This window comes from Paraburkholderia fungorum (assembly GCF_003610895.1).
GTDB lineage: Bacteria > Pseudomonadota > Gammaproteobacteria > Burkholderiales > Burkholderiaceae > Paraburkholderia > Paraburkholderia fungorum_B.
This window is the reverse complement of record NZ_MCAS01000016.1, coordinates 113,746-136,560: the sequence shown is the minus strand read 5'-3', so window position 1 is coordinate 136,560 and position 22,815 is coordinate 113,746. Positions and strand designations below refer to the sequence as shown.

General features: G+C 59.0%; 22 protein-coding genes. 10 read left to right on the top strand and 12 right to left on the bottom strand.

Annotated features, from left to right (window positions below):
* On the bottom strand, positions 1-407 hold a 407-nt coding region (locus tag BCY88_RS17685), incomplete at its 3' end, for an electron transfer flavoprotein subunit beta/FixA family protein (protein WP_147408521.1).
* Positions 408-709: 302 nt separating this feature from the next.
* On the opposite strand from BCY88_RS17685, the gene BCY88_RS17680 reads away from it, so the two are divergent.
* From BCY88_RS17680 to BCY88_RS17670, 3 genes are all read left to right on the top strand, one after another.
* Complete coding sequence (locus BCY88_RS17680) at positions 710-1,225, top strand: thiamine pyrophosphate-binding protein (RefSeq protein ID WP_120345509.1); 516 nt, start codon at positions 710-712, stop codon at positions 1,223-1,225.
* 8 nt (positions 1,226-1,233) lie between these two features.
* Positions 1,234-1,839, top strand: coding sequence for a thiamine pyrophosphate-dependent enzyme (locus tag BCY88_RS17675; protein ID WP_120345519.1), 606 nt, complete (start codon positions 1,234-1,236; stop codon positions 1,837-1,839).
* A gap of 137 nt (positions 1,840-1,976) precedes the next feature.
* Positions 1,977-2,741, top strand: coding sequence for an AraC family transcriptional regulator (locus tag BCY88_RS17670; protein ID WP_120345508.1), 765 nt, complete (start codon positions 1,977-1,979; stop codon positions 2,739-2,741).
* A gap of 18 nt (positions 2,742-2,759) precedes the next feature.
* Here BCY88_RS17670 and BCY88_RS17665 read toward each other — a convergent pair whose 3' ends face one another.
* The 3 genes from BCY88_RS17665 to pruA all read right to left on the bottom strand — a co-directional run bounded on the left by BCY88_RS17665 (position 2,760) and on the right by pruA (position 6,831).
* Positions 2,760-3,923: an NAD(P)/FAD-dependent oxidoreductase gene (locus BCY88_RS17665; RefSeq protein ID WP_120345507.1), complete on the bottom strand. Its 1,164-nt coding sequence runs from the start codon at positions 3,921-3,923 to the stop codon at positions 2,760-2,762.
* 61 nt (positions 3,924-3,984) lie between these two features.
* Positions 3,985-5,199, bottom strand: a complete 1,215-nt coding sequence (locus BCY88_RS17660) for a pyridoxal phosphate-dependent aminotransferase (protein WP_120345506.1) — start codon at positions 5,197-5,199, stop codon at positions 3,985-3,987.
* Positions 5,200-5,277: 78 nt separating this feature from the next.
* A complete protein-coding gene (gene pruA, locus BCY88_RS17655) occupies positions 5,278-6,831 on the bottom strand; it encodes an L-glutamate gamma-semialdehyde dehydrogenase (RefSeq protein WP_120345505.1) in 1,554 nt (517 codons plus the stop codon).
* 291 nt (positions 6,832-7,122) lie between these two features.
* On the opposite strand from pruA, the gene BCY88_RS17650 reads away from it, so the two are divergent.
* From BCY88_RS17650 to BCY88_RS17620, 7 genes are all read left to right on the top strand, one after another.
* Positions 7,123-8,043, top strand: coding sequence for a LysR substrate-binding domain-containing protein (locus BCY88_RS17650; RefSeq protein WP_120345504.1), 921 nt, complete (start codon positions 7,123-7,125; stop codon positions 8,041-8,043).
* A 103-nt stretch (positions 8,044-8,146) separates the two neighbouring features.
* The gene (locus BCY88_RS17645) at positions 8,147-9,007 is read left to right on the top strand and encodes an HTD2 family dehydratase (protein ID WP_120345503.1); all 861 of its coding nucleotides are present in this window, start codon (positions 8,147-8,149) and stop codon (positions 9,005-9,007) included.
* Between the two features lie 35 nt (positions 9,008-9,042).
* Complete coding sequence (locus tag BCY88_RS17640; protein WP_120345502.1) at positions 9,043-10,203, top strand: acyl-CoA dehydrogenase family protein; 1,161 nt, start codon at positions 9,043-9,045, stop codon at positions 10,201-10,203.
* A 10-nt stretch (positions 10,204-10,213) separates the two neighbouring features.
* Positions 10,214-11,392 carry a CaiB/BaiF CoA transferase family protein gene (locus tag BCY88_RS17635; RefSeq protein WP_120345501.1) on the top strand — a complete coding sequence of 393 codons (1,179 nt, stop codon included), beginning with the start codon at positions 10,214-10,216 and terminating at the stop codon, positions 11,390-11,392.
* A gap of 24 nt (positions 11,393-11,416) precedes the next feature.
* Positions 11,417-12,793 carry an MmgE/PrpD family protein gene (locus tag BCY88_RS17630; RefSeq protein ID WP_120345500.1) on the top strand — a complete coding sequence of 459 codons (1,377 nt, stop codon included), beginning with the start codon at positions 11,417-11,419 and terminating at the stop codon, positions 12,791-12,793.
* On the top strand, positions 12,786-13,613 hold the full coding sequence (locus BCY88_RS17625; RefSeq protein ID WP_120345499.1) for an HpcH/HpaI aldolase/citrate lyase family protein: 828 nt from the start codon (positions 12,786-12,788) through the stop codon (positions 13,611-13,613). The genes BCY88_RS17630 and BCY88_RS17625 overlap by 8 nt, the downstream gene beginning before the upstream one ends.
* Positions 13,614-13,633: 20 nt before the next feature.
* A complete protein-coding gene (locus BCY88_RS17620) occupies positions 13,634-15,112 on the top strand; it encodes an aldehyde dehydrogenase (protein WP_120345518.1) in 1,479 nt (492 codons plus the stop codon).
* Between the two features lie 105 nt (positions 15,113-15,217).
* Here BCY88_RS17620 and BCY88_RS17615 read toward each other — a convergent pair whose 3' ends face one another.
* The 8 genes from BCY88_RS17615 to BCY88_RS17580 all read right to left on the bottom strand — a co-directional run bounded on the left by BCY88_RS17615 (position 15,218) and on the right by BCY88_RS17580 (position 22,744).
* Positions 15,218-15,691 (bottom strand): VOC family protein, encoded by a 474-nt coding sequence (locus BCY88_RS17615; RefSeq protein ID WP_120345498.1) that lies wholly within the window; start codon positions 15,689-15,691, stop codon positions 15,218-15,220.
* Positions 15,692-15,771: 80 nt separating this feature from the next.
* Positions 15,772-16,581 (bottom strand): NAD(P)H-dependent oxidoreductase, encoded by an 810-nt coding sequence (locus tag BCY88_RS17610; RefSeq protein WP_120345497.1) that lies wholly within the window; start codon positions 16,579-16,581, stop codon positions 15,772-15,774.
* A 395-nt stretch (positions 16,582-16,976) separates the two neighbouring features.
* Positions 16,977-17,702: an ABC transporter ATP-binding protein gene (locus BCY88_RS17605; RefSeq protein WP_120345496.1), complete on the bottom strand. Its 726-nt coding sequence runs from the start codon at positions 17,700-17,702 to the stop codon at positions 16,977-16,979.
* A complete protein-coding gene (locus BCY88_RS17600; RefSeq protein WP_120345495.1) occupies positions 17,695-18,546 on the bottom strand; it encodes an ABC transporter ATP-binding protein in 852 nt (283 codons plus the stop codon). The genes BCY88_RS17605 and BCY88_RS17600 overlap by 8 nt, the downstream gene beginning before the upstream one ends.
* A complete protein-coding gene (livM, locus tag BCY88_RS17595; protein WP_120345494.1) occupies positions 18,543-19,829 on the bottom strand; it encodes a high-affinity branched-chain amino acid ABC transporter permease LivM in 1,287 nt (428 codons plus the stop codon). Before livM ends, BCY88_RS17600 begins: the two co-directional genes overlap by 4 nt.
* Complete coding sequence (locus tag BCY88_RS17590) at positions 19,829-20,746, bottom strand: ABC transporter permease subunit (protein ID WP_120345493.1); 918 nt, start codon at positions 20,744-20,746, stop codon at positions 19,829-19,831. Before BCY88_RS17590 ends, livM begins: the two co-directional genes overlap by 1 nt.
* A gap of 86 nt (positions 20,747-20,832) precedes the next feature.
* Complete coding sequence (locus tag BCY88_RS17585) at positions 20,833-21,948, bottom strand: branched-chain amino acid ABC transporter substrate-binding protein (protein ID WP_120345492.1); 1,116 nt, start codon at positions 21,946-21,948, stop codon at positions 20,833-20,835.
* A gap of 295 nt (positions 21,949-22,243) precedes the next feature.
* Entirely contained in the window at positions 22,244-22,744 is a 501-nt protein-coding gene (locus tag BCY88_RS17580) for an Lrp/AsnC family transcriptional regulator (RefSeq protein ID WP_120345491.1), read from the bottom strand.
* Positions 22,745-22,815 lie beyond the last annotated feature (71 nt).

The window sequence follows — 22,815 nt, the reverse complement described above, 5'->3', positions numbered from 1 at the left end:
TTCGCCAGCGCAGCCAGCATCTGGCCGGTCTGGTTCGAATCGTCGTCAATGGCCTGCTTGCCGAGGATGACCAGTTGCGGCTGTTCCTTGTCGACCAGCGCCTTGAGCAGCTTGGCGACAGCCAGCGGCTGCAGATCTTCGTTCGACTCGATCAGGATCGCGCGGTCCGCGCCGATCGCCAGCGCCGTGCGCAGCGTTTCCTGCGACTGCGCCACACCCGCCGACACCGCGATCACTTCAGTTGCCACGCCCGCTTCGCGCAGACGCACCGCTTCTTCCACCGCGATTTCGTCGAACGGATTCATCGACATCTTCACGTTCGCGATGTCGACGCCCGTGCCGTCCGACTTCACCCGGACTTTCACGTTGTAATCGACCACTCTCTTGACTGGCACAACAATCTTCATGACTCCCTCTCCAATCGGTTTGCATGCCAGTGTGCTGACTCAAACCAGAGGTTGGAATTCGGCATTCTGGAACACCGCATTTCAAGTGTTCGAATGCTTGCGCAAGCCGGAACGGAGCGCAGACACGCGCGAGTCCACGCCGACCGATTCCGTTAACCCCTGCCTAATCGCGTCTTCCGCAATCAGTAATTGAGCGACGACTTTTGCTGATGCACGCTATCACCCATCAATGCAAGGTAATCGATCGGCCCTGTGAAGCGCGACGGCTATCCGTTTTCATCAACCTACCAAAACTCGTCATCATGTCAGTCAATTGGCCGGAAACAATCTTCGAGCACTTCAAAGCCGCTGATGTGCGGCAAGTGGCCTACGTGCCTGATGCAGGGCACAAACGTCTTATCGAACTCTGCGAAGCAGACGCCGGAATCCATGCGGTTTCACTGACCACCGAGGAAGAAGGGGTGGCCATGATGGGCGGCGCGTGGATCGGTGGCCAGCGTGGCGTACTGCTGTTGCAGTCGAGCGGCGTGGGCAACTGCATCAATATGCTATCCCTGCAGCACGAATGCCGTATGCCCATCGTGATGCTCGTCACCATGCGCGGAGAGTGGGGTGAATTCAATCCCTGGCAAGTCGCCATGGGCAAATCGACCCAGGAAGCCCTCGAATCGGCGGGCGTCTATGTCTACCGTGCGGATGATCCCGCCGAGGTCCCCGAGACCGTTCGCGCGGCGTTGAATTTCGGCTACAACACCTCCCGGATGGTCGCCGTCCTCATCGGACAACGCGTCATCGGCACCAAGAACTTTAACAAGTGAGCACGAACATGACTCAGCAGACGACGCCTCTGAACCGTCGACTGACGGTGAAGCGGATTCTCCGCGATCGGCAGCAGGACGTTCTGGCAGTGACCAGCCTTGGCAATCCGACCTTCGATGTGGCCGCCGCAGGCGACACGCCACAGAACTTCTATCTTTGGGGTGCGATGGGCGGCGCCGTTTCCTTTGGGCTCGGCCTTGCGCTTGCACAACCTGAGAAGCGCGTGATCGTGTTCGTTGGCGACGGTGAAATGATGATGGGCCTCGGATCGCTCGCGACCGTGGGCGTCGATCGGCCCGCCAATCTCTCGATCGTCGTTATCGACAACGAACACTACGCGGAAACGGGTATGCAGTTGGCTCACGCGGGGCGCGGCGTCGACATCACCGCAATTGCGCGCGCGGCCGGGTTCGAAACAGCAACAACGATCCACGCCGAAGGCGAGCTCGAGGAGTATGTCGACGTCATTCTGAAGGCATCGGGTCCCGTGCTCGCCACGGTGAAGGTCGGAACCGATCCCGAACCCACCGCCCTTCCCCCCCGTGACGGTCCGTACCTGCGAAGCCGTTTCCGTGAGGCATTGCTTGGCGCCAGGGCCCACGCGAGCCAATAAGCACCAAGGCGCGGCCCCCGCGAAAAAGCGGTGGAACGGCGGAGAAGCTGGAGGCCGCCCCACCGCTCTCTTCGCTCTCGCCACGTGTTACACCCCCTGTACAATCGGGATCACTGTGACTTCGCGCTGATCCCCTTATGCCCGCCAAGGCCTATTCCGATATGTTGGTGGAGGTCTTTCGACAACTGGACCGGCAACCCGAGATGCTCGAGCGCGTCTTCGACTGCTTTCCAGACGTGCTGTACTACATCAAGGACGCACAGGCGCGCTATCTTTCCGTTAATCAAACGCTCATCAATCGAAGTGGGATGGCGCGCGACGATGTGATTGGCCAGACGGCAGATCAGCTGTTTCCCGTGACCGGCGCAAGCACCAACGCGCAAGATCTGAACGTTATCGAAACCCGGTCTCCGATTGTCGATCGCCTGCGCCTCTATTCATCCGGCGCGGGACATCGATACTGGTGCCTGAGTTCCAAGTTCCCGGTACTCAACGAAGACGGACAAGCGATCGGACTGATTGGCATATCGCGCGACCTGCCCCGGCCTGACGAGCGCCACCACGGCTACCGGCGCTTACTGGAATATCTGGATTATCTGGAACAGAACCTCGGACAGAACATCCTCGTCACGGAGGCGGCAGAACGTGCCTCCATCTCCGTCGACACGCTGGAACGTCTGACCCGTGAAGTGTTTCATCTGACACCCAAGCAACTGCTGATGAAATTGCGGATCGACCACGCGTGCAAGCTGCTCGAAACGACTGACCATAGCATTACGGATATCGCAACGGACTGCGGCTACGCGGACCACAGCGCTTTTACACGGCAATTCAAGTCCGCCACGCACCTCACGCCCCGACAGTATCGAAACGCCCGAGGGCGTGGCCTGCATCCCCACTGATAGACCACCTGACGGGCGCTAGTAAACGCCCTCCTCAATCACCAGTTGACCGGAGGTGAGCCGCGCCGGCGATAACGGCGAGAGGTCCAGCGTTCTGAACTCGCCAAAGGTCAGCAGTTCCGCGATTGCCCGGCCGACGCCCGGACTGTGCATCATGCCGTGGCCGCTGAAACCGGCTGCCACGAACGAGTTTTCCGGACCCGACTGACCGACGATGCCGTTCTGGTCGAGAATGTTGTATTCGTAGTAGCCGGCCCAGGCATGTTCCACGCGCAAGGCCTCAAACGCCGGGATCCGCTCCGCCAGCGCCGGCCAGATAATCTCGTCAAATTCGGAGAACTGCGCATCGAGCGGCAGGTTATCCAGATCCATCTCCGCGGAAGGCGAGACGATACACAGGAAATGGTTCTGCTCCCTACGCAGATACACGCCGGACGTATCGATCAGGATCGGCATATCCGGAATCGGCGTCGGGCATGACACGACGAACGCTGAACGCCGTCGTGGCCGAACCGGCAGGTCGACACCAACGCTCTTTGCAAGCGCTGCGCACCATGCTCCACCTGCATTCACGAACGCGTCGCCGGAGATTTCCCGTCCGTCCGTCAGGTCGACATGGGTAATCCGGTTTCCGCACGTACGGTAGCCCGCCGCCTCACCGGTGGCGAAATGAACGCCGGCCTCGCGCGCACGGTTTCTGAACCATTGCATGACGCTGTAGCCATCGAACCATCCTTCACCTGCAAGGCCTTCAACGGCATAAGTCAGATCGCTCACGTTCATCCAGGGGTAGCGGTGCTGCAACGCTTGCGCGGAATGTTCCTGCAGCTCGACCCCTAACGATCTGGCAAGTGAGCTCCGCCGACGCAGCACGCTCTCCTGCTGAGCGTTGCCCACGAACAGATAGCCGCGATCCACCAGATCGACACCCGCACCGTACCGCGTTTTTTCCCGCTCGCAGGAGGAGAAAAAATCGTAACCGAACTGCGACAACTGAATGCAGACAGGTGTTGAAAACTGCTGTCGGATCGAACTCGCCGAGAGCGATGATGACGCGATTCTGTAGGTCGGGTCTTTCTCGATCACCCAGATTTCTCGCCCGGGCGTCGTCTGGAGGCTCAGGAAATACGCGATCGAACAACCAATTGCACCACCACCCGTGATGACAATCCTTTCGTTCATGATTTACCTTCGAAGGCTCGCTGGACTCCCCTGAGCCCGGCGGTGTGTGGATAGTGGACGATCAGACCGCCGCCGTTTCGAGGCTTTGACACGCGGCGCGAATCCGGCTCAGCGCTTCGTTCAAGTCGTCGAGCGACGCGGCATAAGAGAGTCTGAAGTATGGCGACAGCAGAAACCCGGAACCGGAAACCACTGCAACGTTCGCCTCTTCCAACAGATACATGACGAAGTCCTGGTCCTTCTCCAGAAGCCGGCCGCGGGGTGTACGGCTTCCAATGACACCCTGGCAGCTTACAAATGCATAGAACGCGCCTTCCGGCTTGTTACTGTGGAGTCCCGGAATGTCGCTCAATGTGTTGACCACAAGTTTGCGGCGTTCGTCGAAAGCCGATCGCGCAATCTCGACGAATGACTGATCCCCCGTCAGCGCTTCGATCGCCGCGTATTGCGACACCGACGACGCACTGGTGACGATCTGGCCTTGCACGAGATTCATGGCCCGGATGAGCGCAGCCGGTCCGGCGGAATAGCCGATCCGCCAGCCTGTCATCGAGTACACCTTGGACACACCGTTGATAATGAGTGTGCGTTCCTGCAACTCCGGCGCCACGTTCAGGATATTGACGAATGGGCTCGCGGTGTAGATGAGTTTTTCGTAGATGTCGTCCGACAGTACCCAGACATGAGGGTGTCGACGCAGCACGTCCGCGATGCTGCGGAGTTCCTCAACCGAGTAAACCGCCCCAGTCGGATTCGATGGCGAATTCAGCATCAGCCATTTGGTGCGCGGCGTGATCGACGCCTCCAGCTGGGCTGCCGTCAGTTTGAAGCCTGCCGCTTCATCGCACGTCACGACGAGTGGCGTGCCGCTCGCCATTTTGACGATCTCAGGATAGGACACCCAGCACGGCGCCGGCACGATCACTTCATCGCCCGGATTGAGGGTCGCGAAAAAGGCCGCGAAGATCGCCTGCTTCGCACCAACCGATACACTGACGCTATCCACCGGGTAGTCGACGCCATTGTCATGCTTCAGCTTCGCAACGATCGCCTCGCGTAACTCCCGAATACCCGCAGCCTCCGTGTAGCGTGTCTTGCCTTCGCGCATTGCCCGAATCGCCGCAGCCTGGATATTCCCGGGTGTGTGAAAATCTGGTTCGCCCTGCGACAGGGATATGACATTCTTCCCGGCGCGACGCAGTTCTGCCGCTTTTGCCGCCATGGCCATGGTCTGCGCTGGAGCAATCTGGCCAATACGGTCTGCAATGAAACCCATTGTATTCATTCCGTTCGTTTCAGAAATCTATCGTGTGAACCGGAGCAGCCCGTCTGCAGCGCCCCGGAACACGCACGCTTACAGACGTTCAGCCACGGCCTTCATTTGCAGGAACTGCAAAAGGTAGTCCGGGCCGCCCGTCTTGGTATCGGTACCCGTCAGGTTGAAGCCGCCGAACGGCTGAACACCGACCAGCGCACCCGTGCACTTGCGGTTGAAGTACAGATTGCCGACATGGAAATCACGGCGCGCCCGCTCGATGCGGCTGCGCTCGTTCGAGAAGAGCGCGCCGGTCAGCCCGTAGACCGTGTCGTTGACCACAGCCAGACCTTCCTCGAAATCCTTGACGCGAATCGCGGCAACGAACGGACCGAACACTTCCTCCTGTGCAATGCGCGCGCGAGGCGGCACGTCGCCGAAGATAGTCGGCTCAATCAGATAGCCGGCTGCATTTTCCACGGCCTTGCCGCCCGTTAGCAGCTTGCCCTCGGTATGACCGATATCGATGTAAGACAGAACCTTCCTGTATTGAAGTTCGTTGCATACCGGACCGAAACTCGGGTTGTCCTTCGCTTCACTGACAACCAGCGCCTTCGTCTTCGCAACGACCTTCTCGAGCAATGCGTCGTAAACCGAATCCACCACGATCAGACGTGAGCAGGCCGAACATTTCTGGCCGGAATAGCCGAAGGCTGCCTGGATCACCGCGGTCGCCGCATCATCGAGATTGGCTGTCTCATCGACAAGAATCGCGTCCTTGCCACCCAACTCGAGGAACACCCGCTTGAACCATCTCTGGCCTTCGGCAAGCTTTGCAGCAGACTCGTTGATCTGGGCACCCGTTGCGAGCGAACCCGTGAAATTGATGAAGCGCGTCTTCGGATGAGCGACCAGATACGAACCGATCTCGCGCCCGGTACCCGGCAGATAGTTCACCACACCGGGAGGCAGTCCTGCTTCAGCGAAGATGTCGAAGATCTTCGCCAATGACACCACCGTATCTTCCGCAGGCTTGCAAACCACCGTGTTGCCCACCACGATCGCGCCAACCGTCATGCCGGTCATCAGCGCCATCGGGAAATTCCACGGCGAGATCGTCACGCCTGCACCAAGGGGGATGTAAAAGCTCTCGTTTTCTTCACCGTCGTAATCGATCAGAGAACCCAGACCACCGACGTGTTTGATCGCCTGACGTGCGTAGTACTCTGTAAAGTCGATCATTTCCGCGACTTCGGCACTCGCTTCGACATAGTTCTTGCCGATTTCATAGACCAGCCACGCCTCGAGTTCGCGCTTGCGCCTGCGCATGATCGCCGCGGCCTTCAACATGACGCGCGATCGACCTTCCTGGCTCCAGCGCTTCCACGATTCGAAGGCGGTCCAGGCGGCTTCCAGCGCGGCATCCGCGTGCTGCGTCGTCGCCTTGGCGGTATAGCCGACGATCTCGTGCGAATTCGATGGATTCGTCGAGACGAGCTTCGCTTCGGTTTGCACGCGCTCGCCATTGATCACCAGCGGATAGGTCTGGCCAAACTCGGCATGTACTTTTTTCAGCGCCTGCTGCATGTCTGCTTTGGCACTTTCTGTGTCGAACAAATCGAACGGCTCGTTCCTGAACGGCGCAATCAACATCGCTATCTCCAGATTGAATGGTTTGGGCTGCGCGGCCGCCCTGACGAGCGCGGCACGCTACCGTGAACCGATTGTCCGGCACGATTATTTTCCGGTCTTGATCTGGTCACCTTAAATTTTGCGGAATTTTGCATAGTCCTGGAAATTCCAGCAACACAACTCGCCGTCAATGTCCTTCTGCTACAGAGATAGTAAAAATATAACGGCAGAACATCGCAAATACCGATTTGCGGTTTTCTGCTATTTGCTACACTTGATCAACGGGGCATCTTTTCATTCGGAGCACGTATCATGGCCATGCATTTCGATCTGGTTGATCTTCGTCTCATCACATGTATTGCCGAGACGGATAGCTTGACGCGTGGTGCCGAGCGGTTTCATATGTCGGTACCCGCAGCAAGCACCCGGATCAAGAATCTGGAAGAAAGCATGGGAACCAAACTGCTGTACCGGACCAGCCAGGGGGTTACCCTCACCCCACCGGGTCAGGCGTTCCTTCACCACGCCCGCCTTGTCCTGTCACAGCTCGAGCAGTTACGCGGCGACATGCAGGAGTACGCGCGCGGCATCAAAGGGCATGTGCGCATCTTTGCGAACACAACGGCTACGACTGAATTCCTGCCGAACGACCTGCGTGACTTCCTCGCCGACCATCCCGACGTGAACGTCGAGCTTCGCGAACGGCTGAGCCATGACGTGGTGCGTGCGGTCAGTGAAGGCACGGCGGACGTCGGGATAGTGGCCGGCAATGTCAGGCCCGAATCTTTGCAAGTTTTGCCGTACCGCTCAGACCGGCTCATATTGGCGGTTTCGAACTCCCATCCACTTGCTGGAAAAACGTCCGTCCCGTTTGAGCAGGCAACGGGGTTCGACTTCGTCGGGATGCCTGAAGCCAGCGCGATTCACACCTTTCTGGACCGCGTAGCGAACGACATGCACAAGAAACTTCAGGTGCGAATTGAAGTGGGCAACTTCGAAGCGCTGTGCCGCATGATCGAAGCTAACGTCGGAATCGGCGTGTTGCCGTGTTCGTCAGCGGTACGCTACGTGAAAACCATGAACATCCGGCTCGTTGAAATCGAAGACGATTGGGCGACGCGCAACCTGCTGATCTGCGTGCGCAACCTCGACCTGCTGCCGTCTTTCGCGCGTGAACTGGTCGACCTTCTCACGCAGAAATGCAAAACCGATCGTGAGTCCCTGTCGGCCTGAACGTCAGCTTTAATCTGCGCTTAAAGCCCTCTTCTCCACACACAAATTGTAGTCAGCAGGCCGGTGCGTCAATCTAGCGTGAACGACGCTACCCGACACTCCAATGACTGCAGAACTCGACTACTTGCGCTCCTGGATCGGCCGTACACAGGTCGAACGCGAGTTCGTCTCTCCTCGTCTCGCGCAACAACTCGCCGCTACGCTGGACCATGAGGACGTCCCGCGTGCCGGCAGTCCTTTGCCGGCGCTGTGGCACTGGGCGCTTTTCCCCCACATCGTTTCGCAATCACAGGTCGGCGCGGACGGACATCCGAAACGCGGTGGATTCCTGCCGCCCGTACCGCTGCCCAGACGTATGTGGGCGGGCAGCCGCGTGCGGTTCGAGCGTCCGCTCGTGGTTGGCGGTGAAGTCACGAGGACATCGCAGATTCTTGACGTGGCAGCCAAGGAAGGACGCACAGGAAAACTCGTGTTTGTGCGTCTGCGTCACGAACTGGAGGACCTCGACGGTCCGCTGATTTCCGAAGAACAGGACGTTGTATACCGCGAACCCGCAACAACTGCGTACGCCGCGGCAACTGGCCCAACCGCGCCGGCGGAGTACACCTGGAAACGGGAAATCGTGCCTGACCCGGTTCTGCTCTTTCGCTACTCCGCCGATACCTTCAACGGGCACCGCATTCACTATGACCGCACCTATGCACAGGAGCAGGAAGGCTACCCGGCGCTGGTCGTCCACGGTCCACTCACTGCGACATTGCTGATCGACCTCGTCCGACGCAGCCTGCCTCGCGAATCGATCGCTTCTTTCTCATTCAAAGCGGTCAACCCGCTGTTTGAGCGCTCCCCTTTCCATATCTACGCAGCCCACGCCCCCGGATCGACAGACGTGAAGCTCTGGGCAGCCAATTCCACCGGCGTGTTGTGCGTCGATGCCGAGGCGACACTATCGGCGCCCGCGTAAGTTTTTCAAAAATGAACTCTGAGGAGTAGAGACAAGTGCTGGCCAACGTTGACCCCTATCAGGACATTCGCGATGCGGTTCGCGATCTGTGTTCCAACTTCCCCGCCGAGTACTTCCGCAAGGTGGACGAGGAACGTGCCTACCCTGAGACCTTTGTGCAGGCGCTAACCGACGCCGGTTGGCTCGCCGCCCTCATTCCGCAGGAGTATGGCGGCTCCGGGCTCGGCCTGAGCGAAGCGTCGGTGATCATGGAAGAGATCAACCGCAGCGGTGGCAATTCCGGTGCGTGCCACGGGCAGATGTACAACATGGGGACACTGCTCAGACACGGCTCGGCTGAACAGAAAGCCCGGTACCTTCCGGAAATCGCCAGCGGAAAGTTGCGGCTTCAGTCGATGGGCGTGACCGAGCCGACAACCGGCAGCGACACCACAAGGCTCAAGACGACCGCGGTTCGCAAAGGCGACCGCTATGTCGTCAATGGTCAGAAGGTCTGGATCTCCCGCATCCAGCATTCCGATCTCATGATTCTGCTCGCGCGGACCACATCGATCGATCAGGTTGCAAAGAAATCCGAAGGCATGTCGATATTTCTGGTCGACTTGCATCAGGCGATCGGCAAAGGCATGACCGTTCGCCCTATCCCGAACATGGTGAATCACGAGACCAACGAGCTCTTCTTCGACAACCTCGAGATCCCCGCCGAGAACCTCATCGGTGAAGAAGGCAAAGGCTTCAAATACATCCTTGATGGTCTGAACGCTGAACGGACACTCATTGCCGCTGAATGCATCGGCGACGGGTACTGGTTCCTCGACAAGGTCTGTCAGTACGTCAAGGAGCGCGTCGTCTTCGGCCGCCCGATCGGACAGAACCAGGGCGTGCAGTTTCCCATCGCCCGCGCGCACGTCAACGTCGAAGCGGCGAGCCTGATGCGATACAAGGCATGCGAGCTTTTCGATGCCAAACAGCCGGCCGGCGCGCAGGCCAATATGGCAAAGCTGCTCGCCGCGGACGCTTCATGGGAAGCCGCGAATGCGTGCCTGCAGTTTCACGGCGGTTTCGGGTTTGCGAACGAATACGACATCGAACGCAAATTCCGCGAGACGCGGCTCTATCAGGTCGCGCCGATCTCGACCAATCTGATTCTTTCGTATGTAGCCGAGCACCTGCTCGGTCTGCCGCGCTCTTTCTGAGGAAACCGACATGAAACCGCTGGACGGCGTGAAGGTCATCACCCTCGAACACGCGATTGCGGCGCCATTCTGCACTCGCCAGCTTGCGGATCTTGGCGCACGTGTGATCAAGATAGAACGGCCTGGTGTCGGGGACTTCGCGCGTGCCTACGATGAACGCGTGCACGGCATGGCCTCGCACTTTGTATGGTGCAACCGCTCGAAAGAGAGCCTCACGCTGGACGTCAAGGCAGCACAGGCGCAGGGTATTCTCGAGCGCCTGCTCGAGGACGCCGACGTGCTGGTGCAGAATCTGGCACCCGGTGCCGCAGCGCGACTCGGCCTGTCGTATGAAGCATTGCATGACAGGTATCCTCGCCTGATTGTCTGCAACATTTCCGGCTACGGTTCCGACGGTCCCTACCGGGACAAGAAAGCCTACGACCTGCTGATCCAGAGTGAGTCCGGGTTCCTTTCCATCACCGGCGCTCCCGACTCACCGGCAAAAGCCGGCTGCTCCATTGCCGACATCGCGGCAGGGATGTACGCCTATACGAACATCCTCTCCGCGCTTCTGCAACGATCGAAGACTGGTTTGGGACGGGAGATCGACGTCTCGATGCTCGAGAGCATGGTGGAGTGGATGACCTATCCCCTTTACTACGCGTTCGACGGCGCATCTCCACCGCCTCGCGCCGGCGCTGCTCACGCGACCATCTATCCCTACGGTCCCTTCCCCGCCGGCGATGCGAAAACAGTCATGCTGGGATTGCAGAACGAGCGTGAATGGGGTGTCTTCTGCGCACAGGTTCTGCTGGAACCTGACCTCGCCATCGATCCTCGTTTCAGTTCAAACTCAAAGCGGGTAGCAGCACGCGAGGAATTGCGCGAGATCATTGTCGCCGCATTCAGCAAACTGACTTCGCAAGAAGTCATCAGCCGTCTGGACAACGCGCAGATCGCCAACGCACGCATGAACGATATGCCCGACGTCTGGTCGCATCCCCAGCTTAAAGAACGTAATCGCTGGGTGAGCATCGACTCTCCCGCAGGCGTGATTCCCGCCTTGTTGCCGCCAGGCGTCAGCACAGCATCCGATGTTCGACTTGACGCCGTGCCCGCGTTGGGCCAGCACACCGAAGCCCTTTTGAATGAATTGGGCTTCCCAGCAGATACCATCCGCGAGCTTCGTAAAGCGGCCGTCATCTAACTCCCCGTTTAAGGTAAGCCTGTTATGAGCAATACCCAGACTCTTGCTTCGTTTGCGGCCAACCTCAAGTTTGAACAGATCCCCAGGGACGTGGTGGCACGCACGGAAGATCTCTTCCTTGACTGGTTCGGATCGGCACTGGCTGGCCGCGAAGCGCGCCCCGTCGAGACGATCCAGAAACACGCATTCGCTTTCGGCCCGCAGTCCGGTCCCTGCGAAGTGCTGATCTCCCGCCGAACGAGCAGCCCGCTTTTTGCGGCCATGATCAACGCCGCCGCATCGCATTTCGCCGAACAGGACGATCTTCACAATAGTTCGGTCCTGCACCCGGCAACCGTCGTCTTCCCCGCGGCCTGGGCCACCGCGCAAGCGCTCGGCAGAAGCGGCAAAGAGTTCATCGCGGCGTCTGTCGCAGGCTATGAGGTCGGCATCCGTGTCGGTGAATTCCTCGGCCGGTCGCACTACAGGATTTTTCATACCACCGGTACGGTCGGTACGATCGCGGCCGCAGCAGCGGTCGGTAATCTTTTGCGATTGAGCGACGAGCAGATGCTGAATGCCTTTGGTTCCGCTGGCACTCAGGCAGCGGGGCTTTGGGAGTTCCTCAAGGACGCTGCCGACTCCAAACAACTGCACACGGCCAAGGCCGCGGCGAACGGTCTTCTCGCCGCCTACCTGGCTGCCGACGGCTTCACCGGAGCGAAGGACATCTTCGAGGGGGCGAAAGGCATGGGGGCCGGCATGTCCACGCAAACGCATCCGGACAAACTCGCCGAAGAGCTCGGCACGCGCTGGGCGCTGATCGAAACGTCGTTCAAGTATCACGCTTCGTGCCGGCACACGCATCCGGCAGCCGATGCTTTGCTGCAGGTTATTCAGCGGGATCGAATAGTGCCGGACGACATTGAGACAGTAGTGACCCATGTTCATCAGGCAGCAATCGACGTCCTCGGCCCGGTCACCGATCCGAAGACGGTCCATCACGCGAAGTTCTCCATGGGCACCGTCCTCGCGCTGGTAGCGGAATTCGGCCACGCGGGCGTACGTGAGTTCGACGGCCATTACCAGGAAAGCAGGATCGCGCACTTCTGCAAAAAGGTTTCGATGGTGCTCGACCCTGAAGTCGACGAGGCTTATCCGTCACGCTGGATCGGCAAGGTCATCGTTCAGACGAAGGATGGGCGCACCTTCGAGGGCCGCGTGGATGATCCTAAAGGCGATCCAGGCAACACGCTCACGCGCGCCGAACTCGAGCACAAAACGATCACGCTGGGTTTGTATGGCAATGCGGCCACCGAAGACGAACTCAAGCGCTCAATCGCGTCGGTATGGGCGATTAGCGATGCAACCGTCGTACCCAAACTGCTCCCTGAATCAAAACTGGAGGCTCAACATGGCTGACCTTGCACCCCGGTCGTATCTCTTCGTTCCCGGCAACCGGCCGGACAGGTTTGCCAAGGCAGCTGCGTCGGGCGTCGATGTGGTCGTTATCGATCTGGAGGATGCCGTACCTCCCACCGAAAAGAAAATCGCGCGAGCGGCCCTCGCCGAGTGGTTGTCGACAAACAGTACGCCAGTCGCCGTGCGGGTCAATGATGTGAACAGCGAATGGTTTCGCGACGACATCGCCGTGTGCCGTGCGCCAGCTGTCTCCGCCGTCATGCTGCCCAAAACCGAACGCATCGACGATATCTTCCTCTGCGAGTTCGCCGGCAAGCCGACCGACATCTTGCCGATGATCGAAACGGCCCAAGGTTTTCGGAATGTGGTCGCGATCGCCCAGCACCGGCTGACCACGCGACTTGTATTCGGCAATGTGGATTTCCAGCTCGACCTCGGCATTGACGGCGACGATGAGCAATTGCTGTATTTCCGCTCACAGCTCGTCTTGGCTTCTCGCATCGGCAATCTGCTTCCACCGGTAGACGGGGTCAGCACCACGCTCGACGATCCCGCACAGATCACCCGCGACACGATCCGTGCGAAACGCCTTGGTTTCGGCGCCAAGCTTTGTATTCATCCGAAGCAGGTCGCTGCGGTCAATGCTGCATTCATCCCCAGTGAGAAAGATGTCGAATGGGCACACCGGGTTGTTGAAGGTGCAGCCGTATCCCACGGCGCGGCGGTTGCCGTGGACGGCCGCATGGTAGACCGGCCAGTCATTTTGAAAGCACAGGAAATCCTGGCGGAGTCCCAGCGGCGTCTGCCCGTGGGCGAATGATTGAAGAGGAGATGAAAGTCATGCAACGGTTTGAGATGTTTATCAACGGCGAATCATGCCCATCAGCTTCGCGCGAATGGTTCGACACCGAAAACCCCTTCACGGGTGAAACCTGGGCGCAGATTGCAAAGGGCAACGCGGCCGACGTCGATCGGGCAGTGCAAGCGGCGCATACGGCATTCAGTACAGGATCATGGTCACAGATGTCCCCGAGCCAGCGAGGCCTGCTGCTGCATCGGGTTGGCGACCTGATTGCGCGAGACGCAAAGCGGCTTGCCGAACTCGAAGTAAGGGACAACGGCAAGCTCATGGCCGAAATGCTCGCCCAGTGCCAGTATTTGCCGCAGTGGTACTACTATTTTGGCGGCCTCGCGGACAAGATACAGGGCGCTGTCATTCCGCTCGACAAGAAAGGATATTTCAATTTCACGCGCCATGAGCCGCTGGGTGTGGTCGCCGCAATCACGCCGTGGAATTCGCCCCTTCTACTGGCCACGTGGAAGATCGCGCCCGCGTTGGCCGCAGGTTGCACGGTCGTGATCAAGCCGTCCGAGTTCACTTCGGCGTCCACGATCGAGTTTGCGAAGCTCTTCACCGAAGCCGGCTTTCCGCCGGGCGTAGTGAACGTCGTGACCGGATTCGGTGTGGACGTCGGCTCGCCGCTGGTAGCACACCCACTGGTCAAGAAGATCACGTTCACCGGCGCGGACTCCACAGGGCGTGCGATCAATGAGGCAGCAGCACGTCAGTTCAAACACGTTAGTCTCGAACTCGGCGGGAAGTCACCCAACATCGTGTTCGAGGATGCCGATCTGGAAGACGCAGTAAATGGCGCGGTCTCCGGCATCTTCGCGGCGACCGGACAGACCTGTATTGCCGGCTCGCGGCTGCTATTGCAGGAAAGCATCTACGACTCATTCGTGGACAAACTCCTGACGCTGGCACGCACCGCGAAAATGGGTGATCCGTCGAGTATGGATACACAGGTCGGGCCGATAACGACGCGCCCTCAATATCAGAAAGTCCTGTCCTACATTGAAACCGCGAAGCAGGAAGGGGCGACGCTTCTGCTCGGTGGCAAGCCCGGGAGTGCCCCCGAATGCGGTAATGGCTGGTTCGTCGAGCCGACCATCTTCGGCGATGTGAACAACAGCATGCGTATCGCTCAGGAAGAGGTCTTTGGTCCCATCCTGTCGATCATCAAGTTCAAGGACGAAGACGAGGCGATCGCGCTCGCCAATGATGTGCGCTTCGGCCTGGGCTCAGGTGTCTGGACGAAGGACATTGGCCGGTCCATTCGTGTCGCTGAAAAACTGCAGGCCGGCATGGTCTGGGTGAACAGCTATCGCGCGGTGAGCTACATGTCGCCGTTCGGCGGCTACAAGGATTCCGGATTGGGCCGCGAAAACGGCATCGACGCGATCCGCGAGTATCTGCAGACGAAGAGCGTCTGGATCAATACCGGGGTCAAGACTGCCAATCCGTTCGTCATGAGATAACCAGGACGATGCCCCGCGGCATGCCGCGGGGCGGTTCTTAATACAATGCGGGTGGCTGGGATAACGACAGAATCACGCGTTGCGTTGCACAACGCCAGGTGTGTGTCAGGACTTGAGTCCTTGCGCTGCCCGGGTACTCGGTGCCCGAACCTCCAGCGTGACGCCAGCGCCTTCGTCGACCGTCCTGAAGTACGTAAAGCCGCTTCGATCATCGAGACGACCGCGTGCCAGAACATCCAGTCCGGCGCTCGCGGCCTGTTCCTCTGCTTTATCGCAGCTCTCCACAGAGAAGCCAAGATGGAAAACCCCTTCGCCGCGCGTTTCCAGAAAACGCCGTTGCGGCGTGTCTCCGTCTCCTGGCTGGCAAAGCTGCAGTTGGGCGTTATCGATGTTCGCGAACCTATAGCGCATCTTCAGAAAGGCTGGACGATCGTAGCCGTCCAGTTTGTACGCATCCAACGGCGGAAAATCGCTCCACGGACCCACTCCGATCGACTCGTAATACTTCACAGCGCTTTCGATGTCACGAACCACGATGCAAACGTGGTGCAACTTCTGAAACAGCGGCAACTTTTCCATCGTGCGTTTCACTCCTGGTCAGTTTCGATGCTGGACCACAGAAGCGTTCGAAAGCAACTGCGGTCCGACGTAACACCAGATCATCCTGCCTTGGCAATCTTCTTCGGCGTGTACGTTTCTGCCGCTTCATCATGCGATTGGCCGACGGCCGGATTCCATTGGAAGCCGGAACGGGCCACCACACCTGGCTTCAAACGCTGGTCCGGACCAAAGTCCGCAAAGGGATGGAAGAACAAGGGCTCGGTGGTCTCGAGCGTGCGCAACCGCGCTGCGTAGGAGTCGAGATAGGCTTGCCGATCCTCGGCGCTCACACGGCCTGGCATCCAGGAGACATGTGGCGGCAGCACATCGAAGCCAAGATAATTGAAGATCCCATTGTGAATCGGCCAGAGAATGTGATTGATATCGCCGTCCACACCGTCCGGCTCGTAGAGGCTCGCGGCCGTTCCCGTGGTGGTCGAGACCATGGCCTTGCGGCCTTTGAACATACCGGTCTCGTACTTCCGCCCGGTCGCATAGGCAAATCCACGGGTCATCACGCGATCCACCCAGCCCTTGAGGATCGCGGGCATCCCGAACCACCACATCGGATACTGGAAGATGATCAGATCGCTCCACAGCACCTTCTGCTGTTCGGCGTAGACATCCGGTGTCGGCTTCGTCGACGTCCCGAACATATGCTCCTGTTCCGCCGAGAGATCGAGAAAATCAGGGTTGAGACGCTCACCCACGAAGTCTTCCACACCAAGCTCGGGCCGCCACTGCAGTTGATACAGGTCGGTGACCTGAACCTCGTGCCCCCGCGCTTTCAGGGTCGAGACCGCCGTATCTTTCAGCGCGCCGTTGAACGACTTAGGTTCGGGGTGAGCGAAAACGATGAGCACTTTCATGCGAAAACTCCGTAAAAATCAGTTCATTGAGCGTACCGCTCCGATGGCCTACGCCTGAGTTCGTTCCGTACAGGCTGCCACCGTCCCGTGCAATCCAGGCAGGCTGATAGACAGATATCCATTCTGGAACGCAATCCCGGTGGGGACGATCGATTCGGTTTCCAACATTCTGGATCTTTGCAAAGTTCCCGTCTTGAGACGGCTCGGCCAATTTCCGCGGGATTCTGCACAATTTTGGGGGAAAGACGCCCCCTTACAGGCGAGACAACCCTTGTCCGTCGCGGCACCCGAATCACCGGCAGCGCATCATCGCTCTGCGGAGAATTGCTACATTTTTGCTGCCCCGGACCTCGAAAAATGTGCAGCGAGCCTCCCCTGCACTCCGGATCACCGTTTCAGGCCGCGTCCAGTTGAGAGGTGTCACCCTCCAGATATGCTGCCCGCACCGCAGGGTTGGCCAGCAATTCAGCACCGCTTCCATCGAGAGCAATCTGTCCATGCTGAAGCACGTACCCTCGATGCGCAACGCGCAAAGCGTGATGAGCGTTCTGCTCAACGAGCAGAATCGTCATGCCGAGCTGCTCGTTCAACTCCCTGATGACGGAAAAAATCTTCTTGATGAAGATCGGTGCGAGGCCGAGCGATGGCTCATCGAGTAGCAGCAATCTTGGCTGCGACATCAACGCGCGTCCTATCGCGAGCATCTGCTGCTCCCCTCCTGACAGCGTGCCGGCACGCTGCGAGGCCCGGCTTCTCAGGATCGGGAACATCTCGTACATGCGCTCGAGTTCACCCGCGGTCCGACGGTTGGCCGACGTATCGCCCATCAGGAGATTCTCCAGCACCGTCATCCGCTGAAAGATCCGGCGCCCTTCCGGCACCACCGCAATATCGAGCTTGCCGATCGCATGCGATGGCAGGTTTGAAATATTCCGCCCGTCGAATTCGACCTTGCCGCCACTGGCCCGTGGATAGCCGAAAATGGTATTCATCAACGTCGACTTGCCTGCGCCGTTCGCACCGATCAAGGTAACGATCTCGCCAGTCTTCACACTCAGACTGACTCCGCGTAGTGCCTGGACGCTGCCATAGTGCGCACTGAGTTCGGTAATCTTAAGCATGGGCTGACTTCTCCTGCGCGGCCTGATCGCGTGACGACGTCTCGTCGTCCTCGCCGAGGTAGGCGCCGATCACCTCGGGATTCACCTTGATGTCAGAAGGCAAGCCCTCTGCAATCTTCTTCCCGTGATTGAGCACGACAATATGGTCCGACACCTTCATGACGACGCTCATATCGTGCTCGATCAACAATATGCCGATACCCTGCTCTCTCGCGAGCGAGGTCAACAGCGCGGTAAGCTCTGCCGACTCGCGTGGATTCAGGCCGGCGGCCGGTTCATCGAGGCACAGCAAGATGGGGCTCGCGCACATTGCGCGTGCGATTTCGACGCGACGTTGCACGCCATATGGCATGTCACCAGCAGGTTTGTTGGCTATGTCGCGAACGCTCAAACGCTCGAGCCACGTCAGGGCGTTTTCTATCGCCTCGTCATTCGCGCGTCGAAAGGATCTCGCATTGAATGCGCCGGCGATCGAGAACCGGGATGCGTCCTGCAATACATTGTGCTGGGCGATCATCAGATTTTCGAGCACAGTCATCCGCGGGAACAGCCGTATGTTCTGGAACGTCCGGACGACCTGGCCAATCCGCGCCACATCCACGTTCCTCATGGCATCGAGCCGCAGTTCGCCATGACGGGGATGCCCCAACGTGATGGCACCGTGGGTCGGCTTGTAAAAACCCGTCAGACAGTTAAAGAAAGTCGTCTTTCCAGCGCCGTTCGGCCCGATCACCGAGGTCACCTCTCCTGCGCGCGCCGTCATGGACAGGTCTTCGATTGCGCGAAGCCCGCCAAACTGCATCGTCAGATTCTCAACGCTGAGCAGCGAAACGGAGACATTCATGGCTTTGCCTCCACGCCGGGCGCGCTGACAGTCGCGCGGCGATGGCTGATCAGCCCGCCGGGCCGCACCACCATGATAAACACCATCGCAACACCGAAAAGAAGCATTCTGTACTCGGAGAAATCACGCCCTAACTCGGGCAAAACCACCAGCAAGGCCGCCGCAAGAACGACGCCGAGCTGGCTTCCCATCCCGCCGAGCACCACGATCGCGAGAATCGTGGCCGACTCTGAAAACGTGAAGCTCTCTGGCGAGATGAACCCTTGCCGCGCGGCGAAGAACACGCCGGCGAATCCGGCCAGCATTGCACCGGTCGCAAAGGCGGACAGTTTCACATTCGTTACGTTGATGCCCATTGCCTTGCAGGCAATCTCGTCTTCACGCACCGCTTCCCACGCGCGTCCGACTGGCAGCCGTCTGAGCCGTGAGACGAGAAGGTTCGTCAGTAGCGCAAGTGCGAGGATCAGGTAGTACAGAAAGACGACGCGCTGGCCGGGTGAGTAATCAAGGCCGAACACCGTCGCGAAGGTCGGATTGTCACCGGACGCCTGCATGGGGAGCCCGAAGAAGGTCGGCTTGGGAATGGACGAGATGCCGTTGGGTCCGCCTGTGACGTCGCCCCAATTCACGAGTATCAACCGGATGATCTCCCCGAATCCGAGCGTGACGATGGCCAGATAATCGCCTCTGAGCCGCAGAGTCGGGTAGCCGAGCAACATGCCGAATGCCGCGGCGAGGCCGCCGGCGATCGGCAAACACTGCCAGAACCCAAAGCCGAAATGCGTCGACAACAGGCCGTATGTGTACGCGCCTACCGCGTAGAACGCGACATAACCCAGGTCCAACAACCCCGCCAGACCGACGACGACGTTCAGGCCCCAGCCGAGCATGACGTAAATCAGGACGGTCGTCGCTGTATCGACCACGTAGCGGTTTCCAGCAAACAACGCAGGCAGCAGCACGGCGAACGCCACGCATCCTGCGCCGGCCCAGACAAGCGAGCCATTACCCCTGACTTGAGCAGAGGATCTGGCGCGCGCCCAACGCTTTGAAAAAAGACCAAAACGCTGCAGCAGAAACTGCATGACGATGCGCCCGGCAAACGCGATCGCGATGAAAGCCGCCAGCAACGCCCAGCGCGTCTGAACCTCAAGACCATTGCTGCCATCCCGCGTCGTCAAACCCAGCATAGGTAAGCCGACGAGGCCCGCGACCAGCGCCGCGCCAAGCGCATCCTTGACGCGAAAATGTAGATTCGTTTCCTGCATGACCGTCGAACTCATCACACCTTCTCCACTTCGGGTCGGCCGAGAAGCCCGGATGGACGAAACATCAGGACCACAATCAGAATCACGAACGTAGCCACGTCCTTGTATTCAGGTGAGAGGTAGGCAGCCCAGAACGCTTCGATCAAGCCGATGATCACGCCGCCGAGCATTGCCCCGGGAATCGAGCCGATTCCGCCGAGCACGGCCGCGGTAAACGCCTTGATACCCGCCTCGAATCCAATCGAGAAGTCGATCACGCCGTAGTAAAGCGTCACCATGACGCCGGCGACGGCGGCCAGTGCGGCGCCGATCATGAATGTCAGGGCGATGATCCGATCCACGTTGTAACCGAGGAACTGCATCATTCGCTGATCCTGTTCGCAGGCTCGCTGCTGTCGGCCGAAAGGCGTTTTATTAATGAACAACGTGAAAGCACACATCAGCAGGATCGTTACCGTCACGATAAGAATTTGCACGTACGAAACATAGGGTCCGTGAAACTGTTCGCCGGAGAAAAGATTCACGCCTCCCGTCACAAGCGGCTGAATAGACTTGACTCGCGCGCCTTGAGTAAGCTGCACCATGTTCTGCAAAAAGATGGAAATCCCGATCGACGAGATCAGGGGGGCGAGACGATTGGACCCGCGAAGCGGCCGATAACCGACACGTTCGACTGTCCAACCGAATACGGACGTCAGCGCGATCGAGACGATCAGCGTAATTGCAATGCTCGCCACGACAGACGAGATTCCGCTGCCTGCAAGCAGGGTGAAGCAGGTCACGGCGATAAACGCACTCACCATGTAAATATCGCCATGAGCGAAATTGATCATGCCGATAATGCCGTAGACCATCGTGTAGCCGATCGCGATCAGGCCGTAGACGGCGCCCAAGGTCAACCCGTTAATCAGTTGTTGCAATGCCTGGTTCATGTCCTCTCCGGTGAAGCTGCTGCAGAGGCGGCGCAATGGACCGACACGCCGCCTCGTTCCGTGCTGCGTAGACTAGACAGAACGTGTCATTTCACATAGTCGTAGTTGTTGCCCTTCCACCGGTAGACCACGTAGCCGGGGCTCTTCAGATCGCCTTTCGCGTCGAAGTCCACCTGGCCGACCACCGTGCTGAATGATGCGTTGTGAAGCTGCTTGACGATCGCCGCATAGTCGATGGAGTTGGCTTTCTTCGCGGCCTGCGCGAACACCTGCATGGCGGCGTATGAGTACAGCATGTAGCCTTCCGGCTCGATCTTCTGCGCGCGCAACGCCGCGACCACCTTTGCAGCCGCCGCACTCTTGCGCGGATCTGGCGGGAAGGTGAACAGCACCTTGTTGATCTCCGGCCCTGCGGCGCTCACCAGTTCATTGTTCGTTAGCGTGTCGCCACCGAGCACGGTCAGATCGAGACCCGCCTGCGCCGCCTGCCGCAGGATCAATGCCACTTCCTGGTAGTACCCGCCATACGCCAGGATCTGAATGCCGTTCGCCTTCAGTTTGCTAATCAGGCCGGAGTAGTCCTTCTCACCAGCCGTGATCGACTGGCGCAGCGCCACGGGGGTCTGCTTCGCCGCCAGATCTTTTGCAATCTCGTCCGCCAGACCGCCGCCATACGCCGTCTTGTCGTCGATCACGGCGATCTTCTTACCCTTGAAGTTTGCGGCGATATAGTCGGCTGCGACCTGTCCCTGCTGATCGTCTCTGCCGGTGATACGGAAGATCCCCTTGATACCGCGTTCGGTGATCTTGGGGTTGGTCGATACGGTGACCTGCGGAATCTGCGCATCGTTGTAGACATCGGATGCGGGCAGTGTGGAACTCGAGCACCAATGGCCGTCGACGAATGCGACCTTCTTGTTGACGAAACTGTTGGCAACAGAAACGGCCTGCTTGGGATCGCAGACGTCGTCACCGACCACCAGGTCGAGTTGCTGTCCGAGCAAGCCGCCTGCCGCGTTGATGTCTTTCACCGCCTGTTCTGCGCCTTTGCGAAACTGGTCGCCCCCCGAGGCGTACTCTCCCGTCATCGGTCCCGCCACGCCCACCACAACGCTCGCGTCCGCTGTGGCCGAACAGGCCAGAGCCATCCCCCCTATGCCGAGCGCCGCACCCAATTTAAACAATCCTTTCCGGCCGTTCATAACCATCTCCAAGAGCAGGCTTCGATGCAGGAACGAACAGGTCTCAGCTATCGTTCCTGGGTGTCGCCTCGCGTTTGTTCACGAGGTAGAGCGCAGGTTGCCGACACCAAAAACAGGCTGGAATTTGATTGTGCGAAAGCGGGGATTAGGTGCAGCCTAAAGATGCGGAATGCCGCATGCCGTACGCGGCAAAACGCACAATACAGCGGTACGGGCGCAGGGATGACCGAGTAAACGACTAGCTGTCCAGCCACGCGCGGCAGGCGTGGCGGTAACGCTCACATCTATAGCGCGCCTACAACCCACCGCCTTGCCCAAGATCGATGAAGAACGAGAAGTTCTCCTTGATCGGTATCAGTGAGAAGCTGGTGCGCAAGCCGGCCACGCCGGGCAGATTGCGCAGCTTTTGCACCAGGATCCGCGAGTAATCTTCGAGGTCGCGCGTGATGACGATCAGCATGAAATCCTCGGGCCCTGAAACGCCGTGACACGACACGATTTCGGGGATCAACCGCACCGCATCGGTGAAGCGAATCGCCGTCTTCTCGTCGTGCCGGTCGATCACGATCGACACGAATGCCAGCGTCGTGTATCCGAGCTTTTGCCGGTCGAGGGAGGCCCGGTAGCCGGAGATGACGCCCTCCTCCTCGAACTTCTTGATCCGCCGCCAGACCGGCGAATGCGACATGTGCACGAGCTCACCGAGCTCGGCACTGGTGTGTCTGCCGTCACGTTGAAGCGCGTCGAGTATCGTGCGATCGGTCGCGGACAAGGAGTCGATTAAATTTTCTCTCATATAGCGCCATGTTTGTTAGCGTTTATCCACATTCGACGTCTACAGGCAATATTCTGCAAATATTTACCGCC

Excerpts from the sequence above, each read along its gene's own strand:
- BCY88_RS17680 (WP_120345509.1), top strand. The coding sequence starts at position 710 with ATGTCAGTCAATTGGCCGGAAACAATCTTCGAGCACTTCAAAGCCGCT.
- BCY88_RS17675 (WP_120345519.1), top strand. The coding sequence starts at position 1,234 with ATGACTCAGCAGACGACGCCTCTGAACCGTCGACTGACGGTGAAGCGG.
- BCY88_RS17670 (WP_120345508.1), top strand. The coding sequence starts at position 1,977 with ATGCCCGCCAAGGCCTATTCCGATATGTTGGTGGAGGTCTTTCGACAA.
- BCY88_RS17665 (WP_120345507.1), bottom strand. The coding sequence starts at position 3,923 with ATGAACGAAAGGATTGTCATCACGGGTGGTGGTGCAATTGGTTGTTCG.
- BCY88_RS17660 (WP_120345506.1), bottom strand. The coding sequence starts at position 5,199 with ATGGGTTTCATTGCAGACCGTATTGGCCAGATTGCTCCAGCGCAGACC.
- pruA (WP_120345505.1), bottom strand. The coding sequence starts at position 6,831 with ATGTTGATTGCGCCGTTCAGGAACGAGCCGTTCGATTTGTTCGACACA.
- BCY88_RS17650 (WP_120345504.1), top strand. The coding sequence starts at position 7,123 with ATGGCCATGCATTTCGATCTGGTTGATCTTCGTCTCATCACATGTATT.
- BCY88_RS17645 (WP_120345503.1), top strand. The coding sequence starts at position 8,147 with ATGACTGCAGAACTCGACTACTTGCGCTCCTGGATCGGCCGTACACAG.
- BCY88_RS17635 (WP_120345501.1), top strand. The coding sequence starts at position 10,214 with ATGAAACCGCTGGACGGCGTGAAGGTCATCACCCTCGAACACGCGATT.
- BCY88_RS17630 (WP_120345500.1), top strand. The coding sequence starts at position 11,417 with ATGAGCAATACCCAGACTCTTGCTTCGTTTGCGGCCAACCTCAAGTTT.
- BCY88_RS17625 (WP_120345499.1), top strand. The coding sequence starts at position 12,786 with ATGGCTGACCTTGCACCCCGGTCGTATCTCTTCGTTCCCGGCAACCGG.
- BCY88_RS17620 (WP_120345518.1), top strand. The coding sequence starts at position 13,634 with ATGCAACGGTTTGAGATGTTTATCAACGGCGAATCATGCCCATCAGCT.
- BCY88_RS17615 (WP_120345498.1), bottom strand. The coding sequence starts at position 15,691 with ATGGAAAAGTTGCCGCTGTTTCAGAAGTTGCACCACGTTTGCATCGTG.
- BCY88_RS17610 (WP_120345497.1), bottom strand. The coding sequence starts at position 16,581 with ATGAAAGTGCTCATCGTTTTCGCTCACCCCGAACCTAAGTCGTTCAAC.
- BCY88_RS17605 (WP_120345496.1), bottom strand. The coding sequence starts at position 17,702 with ATGCTTAAGATTACCGAACTCAGTGCGCACTATGGCAGCGTCCAGGCA.
- BCY88_RS17600 (WP_120345495.1), bottom strand. The coding sequence starts at position 18,546 with ATGAATGTCTCCGTTTCGCTGCTCAGCGTTGAGAATCTGACGATGCAG.
- livM (WP_120345494.1), bottom strand. The coding sequence starts at position 19,829 with ATGAGTTCGACGGTCATGCAGGAAACGAATCTACATTTTCGCGTCAAG.
- BCY88_RS17590 (WP_120345493.1), bottom strand. The coding sequence starts at position 20,746 with ATGAACCAGGCATTGCAACAACTGATTAACGGGTTGACCTTGGGCGCC.
- BCY88_RS17585 (WP_120345492.1), bottom strand. The coding sequence starts at position 21,948 with ATGAACGGCCGGAAAGGATTGTTTAAATTGGGTGCGGCGCTCGGCATA.
- BCY88_RS17580 (WP_120345491.1), bottom strand. The coding sequence starts at position 22,744 with ATGAGAGAAAATTTAATCGACTCCTTGTCCGCGACCGATCGCACGATA.